Raw genomic sequence first — 15719 nt, 5'->3', positions numbered from 1 at the left:
CGCGACAGCCCTTACTGTTGCTCGACGAGGGCGCGCGCGTCGGCGACATGGCCGCGATACGCTTCAAAGATCTTGCGCAGCGCTTCGTCGAACGTCGATTGCGGCGCCCACGCGAGTTCCTGCATCGTGTTGTCGATCTTCGGCACGCGGTTCTGCACGTCCTGATAGCCCGCGCCGTAGTACGCACCCGACGACGTTTCGACCAGTTGTACCTGCTTCGCCGACTCCGCGTATTCCGGGAATTCGGCGGCGAGCGCAAGCATCTTGTGCGCGAGTTCGCGCACCGAGAAGTTGTTGGTCGGGTTGCCGATGTTGTAGATCTTGCCCGTCGCGACGCCGTTGCGGTTCTCGATGATTTTCATGAGAGCGCTGATGCCGTCGTCGATATCGGTGAACGCGCGCTTCTGCGCGCCGCCGTCGACGAGGCTGATGTTCTCGCCGCGCACGATATGCCCGAGGAACTGCGTGACCACGCGCGACGAACCTTCCTTCGGCGTGTAGATCGAGTCGAGGCCCGGGCCGATCCAGTTGAACGGACGGAACAGCGTGAAGTTCAGGCCTTCCATGCCATAGCCCCAGATCACGCGGTCCATCAGCTGCTTCGAGCACGCATAGATCCAGCGCGGCTTGTTGATCGGGCCGTAGGTGAGGGCGGACGCGTCCGGGTCGAACTGCTCGTCTGTGCACATGCCATAGACTTCGGACGTCGACGGGAAGACGAGATGCTTGCCGTACTTCACGGCCGAACGCACGATGGGCAGGTTCGCCTCGAAGTCCAGTTCGAACACGCGCAGCGGCTGCTTCACGTACGTGGCGGGCGTGGCGATCGCGACGAGTGGCAGGATCACGTCGCACTTCTTCACGTGATACTCGACCCACTCCTTGTTGATCGTGATGTCACCTTCGAAGAAATGCATCCGCTCGTGGTTGACGAGGTCGCCGAGGCGTTCGGTCTGCATGTCCATGCCGAACACTTCCCAGTCTGTCGTTTCGAGAATGCGCTTGGACAGGTGATGGCCGATGAAGCCGTTCACACCCAGAATCAGGACTTTTTTCATGTATTACGCGAAGATTGAATGAGCTGGGTGAATTCGGCTGGGGAGACGACGCGCTCGCTTGTATGGTGCTGATCGTCGCGCTGATGCCGCAATTCGTGGATCGCGACGACGCGGCCGTCGCCGCATGTCGCAAAAAAGCCATTATCGCCTACGTGGATGCCGGGCGGCAAATCCCCGCCAGGCGCGCCGGGTTGCGCGAGCCGCGCGCGCGCAACCACGAAGCGCTCGCCGCCGACCTCCGCGAACGCACCCGGATACGGCGGCGCGACGGCGCGAATCAGGTTGTAGACCTGCTGGCCGCTCTGGCTGAAGTCGATGCGTCCGTCTTCGGGCTTGCGGCCGCCGAAGTAGCTGCCGTGCGCGAGGTCGTTCGGCAGATGCGGCGCCTCGCCCTTGAGCAGCGCGGGGAGTGCACGCCACAGCGTCTGTTCGGCGGCGACGGTCACCTTGTCGAACACCTGCGCGGCCGTGTCGTCGGGCAGGATCGGCACGGGCGTCTGCGCAATGATCGCGCCCGCGTCGGGCTTCGCCGCCATTTCATGCAGCGTCGCGCCCGTTTCGGTTTCGCCGTTGAGCACGGCCCAGTTGGTCGGCACGCGGCCGCGATACTTCGGCAGCAGCGACCCGTGCATGTTGTACGCGCCGCGCGGCGCGACGGCGAGCAGATCGACGGGCAGCATGTGCCGGTAGTAGAACGAGAAGATGAAGTCGGGCCGCGCATTGACGACGAGCGCGCGCAGCTCGGGGCTCTTCGGATCGGCGGGCGTCACGACGGGAATGCCGTGCTCCGTGGCGACCGACGCGACGCTGCCGAACCAGATGTTCTCGGTGGGGCTGTCTTCGTGCGTGACCACGAGCGCGACATCGACACCGCGCGCGAGCAGCACCTGCAGGCAGCGCACGCCGACGTTGTGATACGCGAAGACGACGGCGCGCGGCTTCATTTGCCGGCTCCGCGATCGTCGCCGTTGACGGGCGCGGGCTGGGCGCCCTGCACGACGGATTGGCGCGGCTGCGCGACGATGGGCTCGTCGTCGCGCTGCTCGAGGACAGCCTGCACCAGATAGCGCGGGCGCGCCCGCACCTGCTGATAAATGCGCCCGATGTATTCGCCGAGCAGCCCGAGCGCGAAGATGATGACGCCGAGCATGAAGAACGTAATGGCGAACAGCGTGAACACACCTTGCACTTCCGCGCCGATGATGAAGCGGCGGATCAGCAGCAGCACGAAGAGGGCAGCCGAGCCCATCGACAGGATCACGCCGATGAACGACAGCCATTGCAGCGGCACGACGGAAAAGCCCGTCACGAGGTCGAAGTTCAGGCGGATCAGGCTGTAGAGCGAATACTTCGACTCGCCCGCGAAGCGCTCCTCGTGCGCGACCTCGATCTCGACGGGGTTCTGCGCGAACGTGTACGCGAGCGCGGGAATGAACGTGTTGATCTCGCCGCAGCGGTTGATCGTGTCGATGATGTGGCGGCTGTACGCGCGCAGCATGCAGCCCTGGTCCGTCATCTTGATGCGCGTGATGCGCTCGCGCAGCCGGTTCATCGCCAGCGACGCCTTGCGCCGCCACAGGCTGTCCTGGCGCTGCTTGCGGATCGTGCCGACGTAGTCGTAGCCGTCACGCATCTTCGCGCACAGCTTGCCGATCTCTTCGGGCGGGTTCTGCAGGTCGGCGTCGAGCGTGATGACGATCTCGCCGCGCGACTGCTCGAACCCCGCGAGAATCGCCATGTGTTGCCCATAGTTGCCGTTCAGCAGGATCACGCGCGTGGTGTCCGGGCGGACGCGGAACTGCTCCGCCAGCAGCGCCGCCGACTTGTCGCGGCTGCCGTCGTTGATGAAGATCACCTCGTAGCCGGTGCCGAGCGCATCGAGGGCCGGATAGAGCCGCGAGAAGAGGGCGCCGAGCCCGGCCTCCTCGTTGTAGACGGGGATGATGACCGAGAGTTCGGGCATGGCCGGGCGTGGATCCGTTTGATTCATTTCCGCTGGGTTTCCGCTTTATTGACCGTATTGTTCGCAAATCTCGTTCACCGCTCGGCACACGCGCACGACATCGCCTTCATTCATCTGCGTGAAGAGCGGCAGCGTGACGGTGCTGGCGCCGTAGTGCTCCGCGTGCGGATACATCCCTTCCTTGTAGCCCATCGCGCGGTAAAGCGAAAACAGATGAATGGCCGGATAGTGCACGCCCGTGCCGATGCCGCGTTCCTTCATCTGTTCCATGAACGCCGCGCGGCTGATCGACAGGCGCGCGAGCGGCAACGTGATCAGGAACATGTGCCAGTTGGTGTTCTCGAAGTCCGCAAGAGGCAGGCCCATGCCCAGCTTCACGGCCGCGCCGCCCTCGAAGCCCGCGAAGTACGCGCGCGCGAGCTTGTGGCGTTGCGCGCGGAAGCGCTCGATATGCGGGAGCTGGCCGAGGCCGACGCGCGCGGCGACGTCCGTCAGGTTGTACTTGCCGCCGAGCAGCTCGCAATCCACGCCGTCGAAGCCCGTGCGCACGATGCCTTGCAGCCGGTACTTCTGCGCGAGGACGGCTTCGTCTTCGTTGTTCAGCACGAGCGCGCCGCCTTCGATCGACGTCAGGTTCTTGTTCGCGTGAAAGCTGAACGACACGATGTCGCCGAGCTTGCCGATGCGCTCGCCCCGCCACGTCGCCCCGAACGCCTGGGCGGCGTCCTCGACCACGCGCAGCTTGTGCGCGCGGGCAATCGCGTAGAGACGGTCCATGTCGACGGGCAGGCCCGACAGGAAGACGGGAATGATCGCCTTCGTGCGCGGCGTGATCGCCTTTTCTATCAGGTCCAGATCGATGTTGCGCGTGGTCGGATCGATATCGACGAACACAGGCGTCGCGCCGACTTCGAGGATCACGTTGCTCGTCGCGACCCACGACGCGGGCGTCGTGATGACTTCGTCGCCCGCGCCGACGCCCGCGATCCGCAGACCGATTTCCAGCGTCGCGGTCCCCGAATTGAACGTGCGCACCGGGCGGCCCCCGCAGTATTCCGACAGCGCCTTTTCGAACGCCTGGTTCTGCGGGCCCGTCGTGATCCAGCCGGAGCGGAGCACGTCGGCAACGCCGCGAATCGTTTCTTCATCGATCTCGGGACGAACGAACGGCAGGAACGGAACGGATGACTGAGTCATGGATGGTTTTGCTCGAATTAAAAAGGGCACGGGGCGCTTTTATTAATAAAGCCTGACGATTAGCTTCTATCAAGCTTAAATTGCCGCGCCGTGCTTATCTATGCCTGAATGCGGCGGCGATAATGTGCGACTTCTGTTGCAATGTCCAGCACTCGAAACAATTCAGAAGACATTATCAGACGCTGACACGCTTGCCAGGGGCGTTTGCGCCACAGCGGTGCAAGACGTGCAAGATGCGCAAGTCGTGCAGCCGGGCCGTCAACTGCGCGCGACGAGGAACACGCCGACCAGAATCACGGCGATGCCGACGAGGCGTTGCGCCGACAACGCTTCGCCGAACAGATACCACGCGGCGAAAGCGTTCACAACATAGCCCAGCGACAGCATCGGATAGGCGATCGATACATCGACGCGCGACAGCCCGACGATCCACACGGCGACGCTCAGCACATAGCAGGCGAGCCCGCCGATAATGGGCAACTGCGTCGCGATCCGGAAACCGACGGGAATGATGTTGGCGAGCGTGAACTCGAAATGGCCGACGGCGTTCGTGCCGGCCTTGAGAAGGAGCTGCGCGGCCGCGTTCAGTGCGACGCCAGCCAGGATGCAGAAGAGCGAAATCGGGTTCATCGACGAAGCGTTCAAATGAGGTGTGGTCACGGCTGCGGCTGCGGCTGTGATGCCGCAGGCGTGGTGTCGGGTTGCGCGCCGCCGTCCGGGCCGGCCTCCGGCTTCTCGACGATCACGCGCCGCGAATCGCGCGCGACGACGGTCATCGGCAGGTGCTGCGCGGCGAATGCCTGGTAACGGTCCGGCGACATCAGCGCGAGCGCGTAGCGGTCCGTTTTCCAGCGCTCGACCCATTGCGGGATCGTCGGCACCCATTTCTGGGGTTCGACCGATACGCCAAATGCCAGTTCGTCCGGATACTCGACCATGACCGTCGTATGCCCGGCGTAGAACGGCAGCGTGTGATCGAGCACGCCGACGGAGTAGAACGGCGTATCGGCGGGCAGCTTCGCGAGCGCGGCCTTCACCGCGGACGCGAGCGGCGCGCCCGACGACAGCCGGCCGAACGTATCGTGCCCCGTGCCCGCGATGGTCGCGAGCAGCACCCAGCCGAAGCCGAATGCCGTGGCCGCGCTGAAGATGCCCGCGGCGAATGCGGTGGCGCCCGCCGGGGAGCCTGCTGGCAGGCCGTTGCGCATGCCGCTCTCGGCGTTGCGCCGGCGCCGGTTCAGCCATATCGCCGCAAGCGTGAACGCGAAGCCCACGGCCAGCGCGGCGAACACCCAGGCGCGGAACTCGACGTACAGCGCGTTCGGGTTGCGGCTGTCGCCGAAATGACCGAGGAACACCGCGCCGAACGCGCCCGCGACAAGGAACAGCGCGTAACCCGTCAGATGCCGGTGAAACTGCTCGCGCGTGACGAGGGGCAGATACATGCCGATCACGAGCGCGATCGCGGGCGCGATCGGCAGCGTGTAGGACAGCAGCTTCGAGTGCGACGCGCTAAAGAACAGGAAGATGAAGACGGTCCACACGAACAGCATCGCGACGGGCGAGAACCCGTTCGCCTGGCGCGGCACGCGCAGCGCATGGCGCACGCTTTGCACGGTCACCGACAGCCACGGCAGAAAGCCGACGATCAACACGGGCACGAAGTAGTAAATGGCACCGGGCCGGTTCTGCTCGGGCGTCAGATAGCGCCTGAACTGCTGTACGATGAAGAAGAAGTTGAAGAACTCGGGATTGCGGTCCTGCACGATCACGAACCAGGGGCTGACGATCGCGAAGAACACGATCAGTCCGCTCACCAGGTACAGGCGCTTCCAGATCGCCCAGTCGCGCGCGACCAGCGTGTACAGCACCAGCACGGCGCCCGGCAGGATCAGCCCGACGAGACCCTTGGACAGCACGGCGAGCGCCATCGACGCCCACACGAGCCACATCCACAGCCGCTGCTCCTGCGCGGCGAGGCCCGCGCGCTGCGCGAGCAGCAACGCGCAGAGCGTGAGCTCCATCCAGAACGACAGGCCCATGTCGAGCGTGTTGAAGTGGCCCATCAGATACCAGTACGGCGCGCTCGCGAGCACGAGCGCGGCAAACAGGCCCGTCGCGGCGTTGAACACGCGCGCACCCGTATAGCCGATCAGCAGTACGCCCGCGAAGCCCGTCAGTGCCGTGTAGAGGCGTGCCTGCCATTCGCCGATGCCGAACCACGCGAACGACAACGCGTTCGCCCAGGTTTGCAGCGGCGGCTTCTCGAAGTACTTGTAGCCGTTGTAGCGCGGCGTGATCCAGTCGCCCGTGACGAACATCTCGCGTGCCATTTCGGCATAGCGGCCTTCGTCGCTTGGCAGCAGATGACGCCAGCCCAGCGGCACGAACCAGATCACGGCGAGCGTGAGCACGAGCAGCAGGACCGTCGTGCGATTGAGCGTCAGCCCTGACGGCTTGTCGTTCATGTGTGTTTTCAACCTTTTTCGGCGCCGCTGTCGCGGCTTCGTTCTTATCCCGATCGGACGGATGTCCGGTTGCTGCCGCGCGTCAGGACGGCGTGCGGCGCGATTCGCGCCGCCAGGCGGTCCGGTTACGGTACGCGCCGCCGCACGCCTGACGAAACGCTGCCGGCGGGCGATTTTGCACGATCACCCTTATGGCACCCTTATGGCACGCTTATGACACGCTCAATGACGTCTCGATCGCTTTCTCATGGCCGCCCCGTTGCATCCCGAGCGGTCGGCCATCCGCCACGGACGATTCGCGCGCGCCGGGCTCCCTGGGCATGCGCCGCCCGCGCGACGCGGATGCCACGCCGCGCAGGCGCGCAGTGTACTTGATCCGCGCAGCACCCCCGCCAAAAACGGGAGCCGGCCGCAATGCAGGCCATGGTGATCGGGTGCGATCGTCCGGCTAGCCTTCGATCAGCAGCGCGGCCGCCACCTTGCGGCCTTCCGCCATCAGGATGTTGTAGGTGCGGCAGGCTGCCTTGAAGTCCATCGTTTCGACGCCGATCCGTTGGGCGGCGAGCGCGGCCGTCAGGCGCGGATGCGGAAAGCGCAGGCGCTCGCCGCTGCCGAAGATGACGACTTCGGGCGCGGGTTCGATCAGAAGCGCGAAGTGCTCGGGCGAGAGGGCTTCGAACGACGACACGGGCCAACTGATGACGGGACCTTCCGGCAGCACGATGATGCTGCCCGTGTGACGCTGGAGATTGATTTCGACGTAGTCGGCGCCGTAACCCGTGACGGTGTTCAGCGCGCCGCTTGAATCCTGATGTAATTTCAAACTGGTTTTCCGTGATCGTCGTAAGACATGCGAAGCGCGCATCGTGCGCCAGGTTTCGACCGGCCTGCGCAGGAGCGGGTTCAATGCCGCTTCACCATCGGCTGAATGCCTTCTCGCAGCTTCGCATGGTGCCCGTCGCCGAGATGCGCCGTTTCGGCGAGCCAGCGGCGGCGCCGGGATGCCGCCTTGTGCGGGCGCCGGCGCGGGCCGAAAGCCCGCCGGCTGCGAGCGCCCGCCGCGCCGCACGAAGCGCAGCCGAAGCGGGCTCGCCGCCGTGCGCCGGGGCTCGCCCAGCCGTGCGTGGTGCATTGCGGAAGTCGGTCAAAATCCGCTAAATTATAGCTTTTTAGCCGCCCGGCGGCTCCCCGCAAGGTTCGCGCGCTGCCACAAGCCGCGCCCGCAAGGCTGGCGACTGCGCCCGCCGCCGCTAGTGGGGTGCACAAAACGCGTCGGCAAGGGCATCAACCGAATGTCCATCCGCGTGTCGGCCGGAGTGTCGATCCAGCATCCGAAGCGCCCGTAGTGCGTGACAATCAGGCGGCGAATCAGGCGGCGGCACGCGCTCGACGCAAGGGCGCTGCGGGCGCAAGCGAGCGCTCGCCGGGCCGCGTGACGGTCGCGTCGCTCGTGCGTGCCGCGCGCCGCCCGTCCCGCTCGATACCCTGCGCGCCGCGCGGCTCCCGGAAAGCGCCCGCCGCGCAATCCCGTCCTCACGGCTTGCCCGCTGCTTGGGGCGCAGCTCAATGGTCCCGCTCATTTACCCAGGATGAAGTGCCCGTCGTGAAACCAATACTCAAATCCAACAAGCTGTTGAACGTCTGCTACGACATTCGCGGGCCCGTGCTCGAACATGCGAAGCGCCTCGAAGAGGAAGGCCATCGCATCATCAAGCTGAACATCGGCAATCTCGCGCCGTTCGGTTTCGATGCGCCGGATGAAATCATCCAGGACATGATCCGCAATCTGCCCGTTTCGTCGGGCTATTCGGACTCGAAGGGCGTGTTCGCGGCGCGCAAGGCGATCATGCATTACGCGCAGCAAAAGGGCGTCGTGGGCGTGGAACTGGATGACATCTACATCGGCAACGGCGCGTCCGAGCTGATCGTGATGGCTTTGCAGGCGCTGCTGAACGACGGCGACGAAGTGCTGCTGCCCGCGCCCGACTATCCGCTGTGGACGGCGGGCGTGAGCCTGTCGGGCGGCACGCCCGTGCACTATATTTGCGATGAATCGAACGCGTGGATGCCCGACCTCGACGACATTCGAGCGAAGATCACGCCGCACACGAAGGCGCTCGTCGTGATCAACCCGAACAACCCGACGGGCGCGCTGTACTCGGACGAACTGCTGCTCGGCCTGATCGAAATCGCGCGCCACCACGGCCTCGTCATTTTCGCGGACGAGGTCTACGACAAGATCGTCTACGACGGCAAGCAGCACACGTCGATGGCGGCGCTGTCCGAAGACGTGTTGACGGTCACGTTCAACAGCCTGTCGAAGAGCTACCGCTCGTGCGGCTATCGCGCAGGCTGGATGTGGCTCTCGGGTTTGACAGGCGAGAACCGCCGCCGCGCGAAGGACTATTTCGAAGGCCTCGGCATTCTGGCGTCGATGCGCCTGTGCCCGAACGTGCCGGGCCAGTACGCGATCCAGACGGCGCTCGGCGGCTATCAGAGCATCAACGACCTGATCGCGCCGGGCGGGCGCCTGTTCAAGCAGCGCGAGCTCGCGTACGACATGCTCACGGCGATCCCGGGCGTGACCTGCGTGAAGCCCGAGGCGGCGCTGTACATGTTCCCGCGCCTCGATCCGAGGATGTACCCGATCGAAAATGACCAGCAGTTCATTCTCGATCTGCTGCTGGAGGAGCGCGTGCTGCTCGTGCAAGGCAGCGGCTTCAACTGGAAGGCGCCCGATCACTTCCGTGTCGTGTTCCTGCCGAACGTCGACGATCTCGCCGATTCGATCAACCGGATCGCGCGCTTCCTCGACGGCTACCGCAAACGTCACGCGGCCGCGGCCTGAACGCTGCATCCGGGCTAACCGATTTCCCAAACTCTCACTCGAAACACACGCTGCATGGAACCGATCAAAGTTGGACTGCTGGGCTTCGGCACGGTAGGCAGTGGCACCTTCACGGTACTGCGCCGCAACCAGGAAGAAATCAACCGGCGCGCGGGCCGCGGCATCGAGATTGCGCGCATTGCCGTGCGCAATCCCGCCAAGGCGGCAGCGGCGCTCGGCAACGATGCGGGCACCGTCGCGATCACCGACGACTTCGGTTCGGTCGTCGACGATCCGTCGATCGCCATCGTCGCCGAGATGATCGGCGGCACGGGCATCGCGCGTGAGCTCGTGCTGCGGGCGATCAAGAATGGCAAGCATGTCGTGACGGCCAACAAGGCGCTGCTCGCCGTGCATGGCACGGAGATCTTCGAGGCGGCGCACGCGAACGGCGTGATAGTCGCGTTCGAAGCGGCCGTCGCGGGCGGCATTCCGATCATCAAGGCGCTGCGCGAAGGGCTGACGGCGAACCGCATCCAGTACATCGCGGGCATCATCAACGGCACGACGAATTACATCCTGTCGGAGATGCGCGACCGCGGCCTCGACTTCGCGACAGCCTTGAAGGCCGCGCAGGAGCTGGGCTACGCGGAAGCGGACCCGACCTTCGACATCGAAGGCGTCGACGCCGCGCACAAGGCGACCATCATGAGCGCAATCGCGTTCGGCGTGCCCGTGCAGTTCGACAAGGCGTACGTCGAAGGGATCAGCAAGCTGGCCGCGATCGACATCAAGTACGCGGAAGAACTCGGCTACCGGATCAAGCTGCTCGGCATCGCGCGCCGCACCGACAAGGGCATCGAACTGCGCGTGCATCCGACCTTGATTCCCGGCAAGCGCCTGCTCGCGAACGTCGAAGGCGCGATGAATGCCGTCGTCGTGCACGGCGACGCCGTCGGCACGACGCTGTACTACGGCAAGGGCGCGGGCGCGGAGCCGACGGCCTCCGCCGTGGTCGCCGATCTCGTCGACGTGACGCGCCTGCATACGGCCGACCCGGAGCATCGCGTGCCGCATCTGGCGTTCCAGCCGGACCGTCTGTCGAACACGCCGATTCTCCCCATCGACGAAGTGACGAGCGGCTACTACCTGCGCCTGCGCGTCGCCGACGTGACGGGCGTGCTGGCCGACATCACGCGCATTCTCGCTGACACGGGCATTTCGATCGATGCGCTGTTGCAGAAGGAATCGGAGCAGGTCGACGTGTCGAAGAAGGGCGAGACGGACATCATCCTGATCACGCACGAGACGGTCGAGAAGAACGTCAACGCGGCGATCGCGAACATCGAGGCGCTGAAGACGGTCGTGTCGAAGGTGACGAAGCTGCGCATGGAAGCGCTGAACTAGGCACCGACCAACTGACACACGCAACGAGGCAAGCTCATGAACTACATTTCCACGCGCGGCGCCGGCATCGGCGAGCGCCATACGTTCTCCGACATCCTGCTCGGCGGTCTCGCAAAGGATGGCGGCCTGTATCTGCCCAATGAATATCCGCGGGTTTCCGCGGACGAACTCGCGCGCTGGCGCACGCTGCCGTACGCGGACCTCGCGTTCGAGATCCTGCGCAAGTTCAGCGACGACATTCCCGCTGAAGACCTGCGCGAACTGACGCGCCGCACGTACACGGCACAGGTGTACTGCAACGTGCGCGACGAGGAGAACGCCGCGCAGATCACGCCACTGAAGACGCTTGGCGTCGAAAACGGCGCGCCGCTGTCGCTGCTCGAACTGTCGAACGGCCCGACGCTCGCGTTCAAGGACATGGCGATGCAACTGCTCGGCAACCTGTTCGAGTACACGCTCGCGAAGCACGGCGAAACGCTGAACATTCTCGGCGCGACGTCGGGCGACACGGGCAGCGCGGCTGAATACGCGATGCGCGGCAAGAAGGGCATTCGCGTGTTCATGCTGTCGCCGCACGGCAAGATGAGTGCGTTCCAGACGGCGCAGATGTACAGCCTGCAGGACCCGAACATCTTCAACATCGCGATCGAAGGCGTGTTCGACGATTGCCAGGACATCGTGAAGGCCGTGTCGAACGATCACGCGTTCAAGGCGCAGCAGAAGATCGGCACGGTCAACTCGATCAACTGGGCGCGCGTCGTCGCGCAGGTCGTGTACTACTTCAAGGGCTATTTCGCGGCGACGAAGAGCAACGACGAGCGGGTGTCGTTCACGGTGCCGTCGGGCAACTTCGGCAACGTGTGCGCGGGGCACATCGCGCGCATGATGGGTCTGCCCATCGAAAAGCTCGTGGTTGCGACGAACGAGAACGACGTGCTCGACGAATTCTTCCGCACGGGCATCTACCGTGTGCGCACGTCGGCGCAGACATATCACACCAGCAGCCCGAGCATGGATATTTCGAAGGCGTCGAACTTCGAGCGCTTCGTGTTCGATCTGCTCGGCCGCGATCCGAAGCGCGTGCTGCAACTGTTCCGCGACGTCGAAGAGAAGGGCGGCTTCGATCTGCAGGCGAGCGGCGATTTCGCGCGCGTGCGCGAATTCGGCTTCGTGTCGGGGCGCAGCAGCCACGACGACCGCGTCGATACGATCCGCGACGTCTTTCAGCGCTACGACACGATGATCGACACGCACACGGCGGACGGCCTGAAGGTGGCGCGCGAGCATCTGGAAGCGGGCATTCCGATGATCGTGCTGGAGACGGCGCAGCCGATCAAGTTCGGCGAGACGATCCGCGAGGCGCTGGAGCGCGAGCCGGAGCGTCCGGCGGCTTTCAGCGGACTCGAGGATTTGCCGCAGCGATTCGAGCTGCTGGCGAATGACGCGCGGCGGGTCAAGGAGTTCGTTGCAGGACGTACTGCGTAGTTTTTTGTCTGCGACGCGGTTGGGTTGCCTTTTTTTCTGGCATCGGCGATGCGGTTTGTTTTGCCGCTGTCGCTGGCATCGGCGATGCGGTTCGTTTTGCCTTTGCGCTGGCATCCGCGATGCGCTATCGCGGATGCCAGCGACAGCGGCAAAACAGACCGGTTTAGCCGGCATGCCCGCGCAAGGCCAAAGCACACCACATCGCAGATGCCCGCGAGAAGGGCAAAAGCCAAACCCCAACAGCGTCGCAGACGTTATCAAAGCCCCTTGCGACGCGCAGCGTCCCCTCCCGCTACAATGATTCTTTCCGAATCGCTCCCCATCCGAACGATGTCCACCCCTACGCCTCCGACGCCACCTGCCCAGTCCGCGCCGCGTGCGCCGATGCTCTCGACCGCCGACGCGCTCGCGACGCTGCTTGGCGCCGCGGTGCAGATCGGCGGGACGGAAACGCTGTCGACCCTGGACGCGACCAACCGCGTGCTCGCGGCCGACGTCGTGTCGCCCGTCGACGTGCCGCCGATGAACACGAGCGCGATGGACGGCTATGCGGTGCGCGTCGCGGAGCTGTCGCAGGGCGACCGGCGTCTGGCCATCTCCCAGCGCATTCCGGCAGGCCACGCGCCGCAGCCGTTGGCCGAGGGCACGGCGGCGCGCATCTTCACGGGCGCGACGGTGCCGCCCGGCGCCGATGCGATCGTGATGCAAGAGCAGACGGAAGCGGCCGGCGACGAAGTGACGATCCTGCACACGCCCAAAGCAGGGGAATGGATCACCCAGCAGGGCGCCGACATCCGCAAGGGCGCGACGATCCTGCCAGCCGGCACGCGGCTCACGCCGCAGGCGCTCGGGCTGGCGGCGTCCGTCGGCTGCGCGACGCTCGAAGTCGTGCGCCGCGTGAAGGTCGCCGTGTTCTTCACCGGCGACGAACTGACGATGCCCGGCGAACCGCTCAAGCCCGGCGCCATCTACAACTCGAATCGCTTCACGCTGACGGGACTTTTGCACAAACTCGGTTGCGACGTCACCGACTACGGCATCGTCCCCGACAAGCTCGACGCGACGCGCCAAACGCTGCGCGAAGCCGCGCAAGGGCACGATCTGATCCTGACGTGCGGCGGTGTGTCGGTGGGCGAGGAAGATCACGTGAAGCCCGCCGTCGACGCGGAGGGGCGTCTGTCCATGTGGCAGATCGCAATGAAGCCGGGTAAGCCTCTCGCGTTCGGCGCGATTCGCCGCGCTGGCGCGTCGGGCACGGCCGGAAGCACAGGCACGAGCGGCGCGGTAGCCGCGTCGAGCGAAACGTTCTTTATCGGCCTGCCGGGCAACCCCGTGTCGACGTTCGTCACATTCCTGCTATTCGTGCGTCCGTTCCTGCTGCGCCTCGCGGGGGTGCGGACGGTGACGCCACGCGCGCTGTCGCTGCGCGCCGATTTCACCCAGCAGAAGGGCGACCGCCGCAACGAATTCCTGCGGGCGCGCGTGAACGCCGCTGGCGGCCTCGATCTGTTCCCGAACCAGAGTTCGGCCGTGCTGACGTCGACCGTCTGGGGCGATGGGCTGATCGACAATCCGCCGAATCATGCGATCAGCGCCGGCGAGACCGTGCGCTTCATCCCGTTTTCCGAATTGCTGAACTGACCGCGGCCGCTATTGAGCCGCAATGAGCCGTTATCGACGATGAAGATCCAGTTGAAATATTTTGCGAGCGTGCGAGAAGCGCTCGGCCGGTCGGACGAATCCGTGGACGTCCCCGAAGGCATTGCCACCGTCGGCGACGTGCGCGGCTGGCTGCGCGCGCGCGGCGGCGTATGGGCCGAGACGCTCGCGGAAGGCCGCGCGCTGCGCATGGCGTGCAACCATGTGATGACGGACGCGGGCACGCGCCTGACCGACGGCTGCGAAGTCGCGTTCTTTCCGCCCGTGACGGGCGGCTGAGCGGCGCATCGAGGCGAGGAAAGAACCATGACCGTCCGTGTTCAGACGGAAGACTTCGACCTGACGGCGGAAGTTGCCGCGTTGCGCGCGCAGAACCCGAAGGTGGGCGCGGTGGCGTGCTTCGTCGGCACGGTGCGCGACATCAACGAAGGCGAAACCGTCGAAACGATGGAGCTCGAGCACTATCCGGGCATGACGGAGAAGTCGCTGGAGGCGATCGCCGCCGCGGCGCGCGAGCGCTGGCCGGGCACGGACGTGCTGATCGTGCACCGCGTCGGCAAGCTGATGCCGCTCGATCAGATCGTGCTTGTCGCGACGACGTCGAGGCACCGGGCCAACGCGTTTGCGTCGTGCGAATTCGTGATGGACTACCTGAAAACCCAGGCGCCGTTCTGGAAAAAAGAAAAAACGGAAACCGGCGAACGCTGGGTCGATGCGCGCGTCACTGACGACGAAGCACTCGCGCGCTGGGGACTCGAATCGCTGAATTCGAAAAGCGATTAGGCGTTATTCATTGAACGCTTCAAAAATTTATTGCCAAGGCGCTAATTCGGACGCAATTGCAGCGCAATGCCGATTGCCAATTCCCGACTGTTAATCCAATCGTTGGATCAATTCAATCATCGTCGCCCGACTTGCCGATGATCTTCGTCGGAAACGGCTCGCCGCGCGGCCGCTCGTGCTCGTCACGCGGGCGGCGGCGCGGCGCGATGCGTTTGAGCAACGCCTGCTGCTCGGCGGGAATCTGATAGTCCCAGCCGAACTTGCTCAACTGCAGGCTCTGCGCGATACGCAGCGCCGGCTCCATGAAACGCACGGCGGCGGCGGGTTCGTAGCGTGACTCCACCGTGTCCAGGAACAGGAACAGCCAGCGGCTGAAGTGGCGCGGCTCGATGCCCGCGAGGGGCATATGCGCCTGCTGGACGTTGCCGCGATACTGCTTCGCGCCCAACACAAGCGACCCCCAGAAGACGCACATCTTCGGCAAGTGCTCGTCCCAGCGGCCGGCCAGTTTCTGCTCGAAAGCGGGACCGAGCAGCGCATCGGCGCGCACGCGGTCGTAAAACGCATAGACAAGTTCGCGGATATTGTCCTCGGTCGGTTCGGCAAAACGCGAGGCGAGGGGCGCGACGGCGGGAATATCTGGAGAAATCTCGGACTTCATATCTGATACAAAAATGAGTCGCGACAAATGCTTAGACGCAAACGTAAAGCCTGCGCGAACTCAATTAAGAAAAAGTGCTCTTCAAACGAAAGTTACCGTTTATAGTTACGCGAAATAACGAGATAAACGCGGCAATAACATGTGGGTTGCAAGCATGTTATTGCGCGGTCGCAGTGCCGGCGTTAATGGAGCAGACGTGAACATTCCGCAC

Annotated in this window: 14 protein-coding genes; 6 read left to right on the top strand and 8 right to left on the bottom strand. The window is 64.6% G+C overall.

Annotated features, from left to right (window positions below; all coding sequences use genetic code 11):
- Positions 1-11: 11 nt before the first annotated feature.
- The 7 genes from J8I87_RS04435 to J8I87_RS04405 all read right to left on the bottom strand — a co-directional run bounded on the left by J8I87_RS04435 (position 12) and on the right by J8I87_RS04405 (position 7509).
- A complete protein-coding gene (locus J8I87_RS04435) occupies positions 12-1058 on the bottom strand; it encodes a bifunctional UDP-4-keto-pentose/UDP-xylose synthase (RefSeq protein ID WP_209930242.1) in 1047 nt (348 codons plus the stop codon).
- The gene (locus J8I87_RS04430; RefSeq protein WP_209930241.1) at positions 1055-2002 is read right to left on the bottom strand and encodes a formyltransferase; all 948 of its coding nucleotides are present in this window, start codon (positions 2000-2002) and stop codon (positions 1055-1057) included. The genes J8I87_RS04435 and J8I87_RS04430 overlap by 4 nt, the downstream gene beginning before the upstream one ends.
- Positions 1999-3048, bottom strand: a complete 1050-nt coding sequence (locus J8I87_RS04425; protein ID WP_209930240.1) for a glycosyltransferase — start codon at positions 3046-3048, stop codon at positions 1999-2001. The genes J8I87_RS04430 and J8I87_RS04425 overlap by 4 nt, the downstream gene beginning before the upstream one ends.
- 18 nt (positions 3049-3066) lie before the next feature.
- Positions 3067-4218, bottom strand: coding sequence for a DegT/DnrJ/EryC1/StrS family aminotransferase (locus J8I87_RS04420; protein WP_209930239.1), 1152 nt, complete (start codon positions 4216-4218; stop codon positions 3067-3069).
- Positions 4219-4476: 258 nt separating this feature from the next.
- Positions 4477-4848, bottom strand: a complete 372-nt coding sequence (locus J8I87_RS04415) for a multidrug efflux SMR transporter (RefSeq protein WP_209930409.1) — start codon at positions 4846-4848, stop codon at positions 4477-4479.
- 26 nt (positions 4849-4874) lie between these two features.
- Positions 4875-6686: a glycosyltransferase family 39 protein gene (locus J8I87_RS04410; RefSeq protein WP_209930238.1), complete on the bottom strand. Its 1812-nt coding sequence runs from the start codon at positions 6684-6686 to the stop codon at positions 4875-4877.
- Positions 6687-7134: 448 nt separating this feature from the next.
- A complete protein-coding gene (locus J8I87_RS04405; protein ID WP_209930237.1) occupies positions 7135-7509 on the bottom strand; it encodes an Mth938-like domain-containing protein in 375 nt (124 codons plus the stop codon).
- Between the two features lie 771 nt (positions 7510-8280).
- On the opposite strand from J8I87_RS04405, the gene J8I87_RS04400 reads away from it, so the two are divergent.
- The 6 genes from J8I87_RS04400 (at position 8281) to J8I87_RS04375 (ending at position 14847) form a co-directional block, all read left to right on the top strand.
- Positions 8281-9534, top strand: coding sequence for a pyridoxal phosphate-dependent aminotransferase (locus tag J8I87_RS04400; protein ID WP_313063929.1), 1254 nt, complete (start codon positions 8281-8283; stop codon positions 9532-9534).
- A gap of 54 nt (positions 9535-9588) precedes the next feature.
- Positions 9589-10920: a homoserine dehydrogenase gene (locus J8I87_RS04395; protein ID WP_209930236.1), complete on the top strand. Its 1332-nt coding sequence runs from the start codon at positions 9589-9591 to the stop codon at positions 10918-10920.
- 36 nt (positions 10921-10956) lie between these two features.
- Complete coding sequence (gene thrC, locus J8I87_RS04390) at positions 10957-12405, top strand: threonine synthase (RefSeq protein ID WP_209930235.1); 1449 nt, start codon at positions 10957-10959, stop codon at positions 12403-12405.
- A gap of 384 nt (positions 12406-12789) precedes the next feature.
- Positions 12790-14046: a gephyrin-like molybdotransferase Glp gene (glp, locus tag J8I87_RS04385; RefSeq protein WP_209930234.1), complete on the top strand. Its 1257-nt coding sequence runs from the start codon at positions 12790-12792 to the stop codon at positions 14044-14046.
- A gap of 39 nt (positions 14047-14085) precedes the next feature.
- On the top strand, positions 14086-14343 hold the full coding sequence (moaD, locus tag J8I87_RS04380; protein WP_209930233.1) for a molybdopterin converting factor subunit 1: 258 nt from the start codon (positions 14086-14088) through the stop codon (positions 14341-14343).
- Between the two features lie 27 nt (positions 14344-14370).
- Positions 14371-14847, top strand: coding sequence for a molybdenum cofactor biosynthesis protein MoaE (locus J8I87_RS04375; protein WP_209930232.1), 477 nt, complete (start codon positions 14371-14373; stop codon positions 14845-14847).
- Between the two features lie 112 nt (positions 14848-14959).
- On the opposite strand, the gene J8I87_RS04370 is transcribed toward J8I87_RS04375, so the two are convergent.
- Positions 14960-15508 carry a group III truncated hemoglobin gene (locus J8I87_RS04370; protein ID WP_245253692.1) on the bottom strand — a complete coding sequence of 183 codons (549 nt, stop codon included), beginning with the start codon at positions 15506-15508 and terminating at the stop codon, positions 14960-14962.
- Between the last annotated feature and the right edge of the window lie 211 nt (positions 15509-15719).

Origin of the sequence: Paraburkholderia sp. LEh10, assembly GCF_017814945.1 — a bacterium.
Classification (GTDB): Bacteria; Pseudomonadota; Gammaproteobacteria; order Burkholderiales; family Burkholderiaceae; genus Paraburkholderia.
The sequence above is the reverse complement of the archived record's forward strand: the minus strand, read 5'-3'. Positions and strand labels throughout refer to the sequence as shown.

What these genes read in the sequence shown, in the direction of transcription:
- J8I87_RS04375 (WP_209930232.1), top strand. Translation starts at nt 14,371, where the DNA reads ATGACCGTCCGTGTTCAGACGGAAGACTTCGACCTGACGGCGGAAGTT.
- moaD (WP_209930233.1), top strand. Translation starts at nt 14,086, where the DNA reads ATGAAGATCCAGTTGAAATATTTTGCGAGCGTGCGAGAAGCGCTCGGC.
- J8I87_RS04415 (WP_209930409.1), bottom strand. Translation starts at nt 4,848, where the DNA reads ATGAACCCGATTTCGCTCTTCTGCATCCTGGCTGGCGTCGCACTGAAC.
- J8I87_RS04425 (WP_209930240.1), bottom strand. Translation starts at nt 3,048, where the DNA reads ATGAATCAAACGGATCCACGCCCGGCCATGCCCGAACTCTCGGTCATC.
- J8I87_RS04420 (WP_209930239.1), bottom strand. Translation starts at nt 4,218, where the DNA reads ATGACTCAGTCATCCGTTCCGTTCCTGCCGTTCGTTCGTCCCGAGATC.
- J8I87_RS04430 (WP_209930241.1), bottom strand. Translation starts at nt 2,002, where the DNA reads ATGAAGCCGCGCGCCGTCGTCTTCGCGTATCACAACGTCGGCGTGCGC.
- thrC (WP_209930235.1), top strand. Translation starts at nt 10,957, where the DNA reads ATGAACTACATTTCCACGCGCGGCGCCGGCATCGGCGAGCGCCATACG.
- J8I87_RS04395 (WP_209930236.1), top strand. Translation starts at nt 9,589, where the DNA reads ATGGAACCGATCAAAGTTGGACTGCTGGGCTTCGGCACGGTAGGCAGT.
- J8I87_RS04435 (WP_209930242.1), bottom strand. Translation starts at nt 1,058, where the DNA reads ATGAAAAAAGTCCTGATTCTGGGTGTGAACGGCTTCATCGGCCATCAC.
- glp (WP_209930234.1), top strand. Translation starts at nt 12,790, where the DNA reads ATGCTCTCGACCGCCGACGCGCTCGCGACGCTGCTTGGCGCCGCGGTG.
- J8I87_RS04370 (WP_245253692.1), bottom strand. Translation starts at nt 15,508, where the DNA reads ATGAAGTCCGAGATTTCTCCAGATATTCCCGCCGTCGCGCCCCTCGCC.
- J8I87_RS04410 (WP_209930238.1), bottom strand. Translation starts at nt 6,686, where the DNA reads ATGAACGACAAGCCGTCAGGGCTGACGCTCAATCGCACGACGGTCCTG.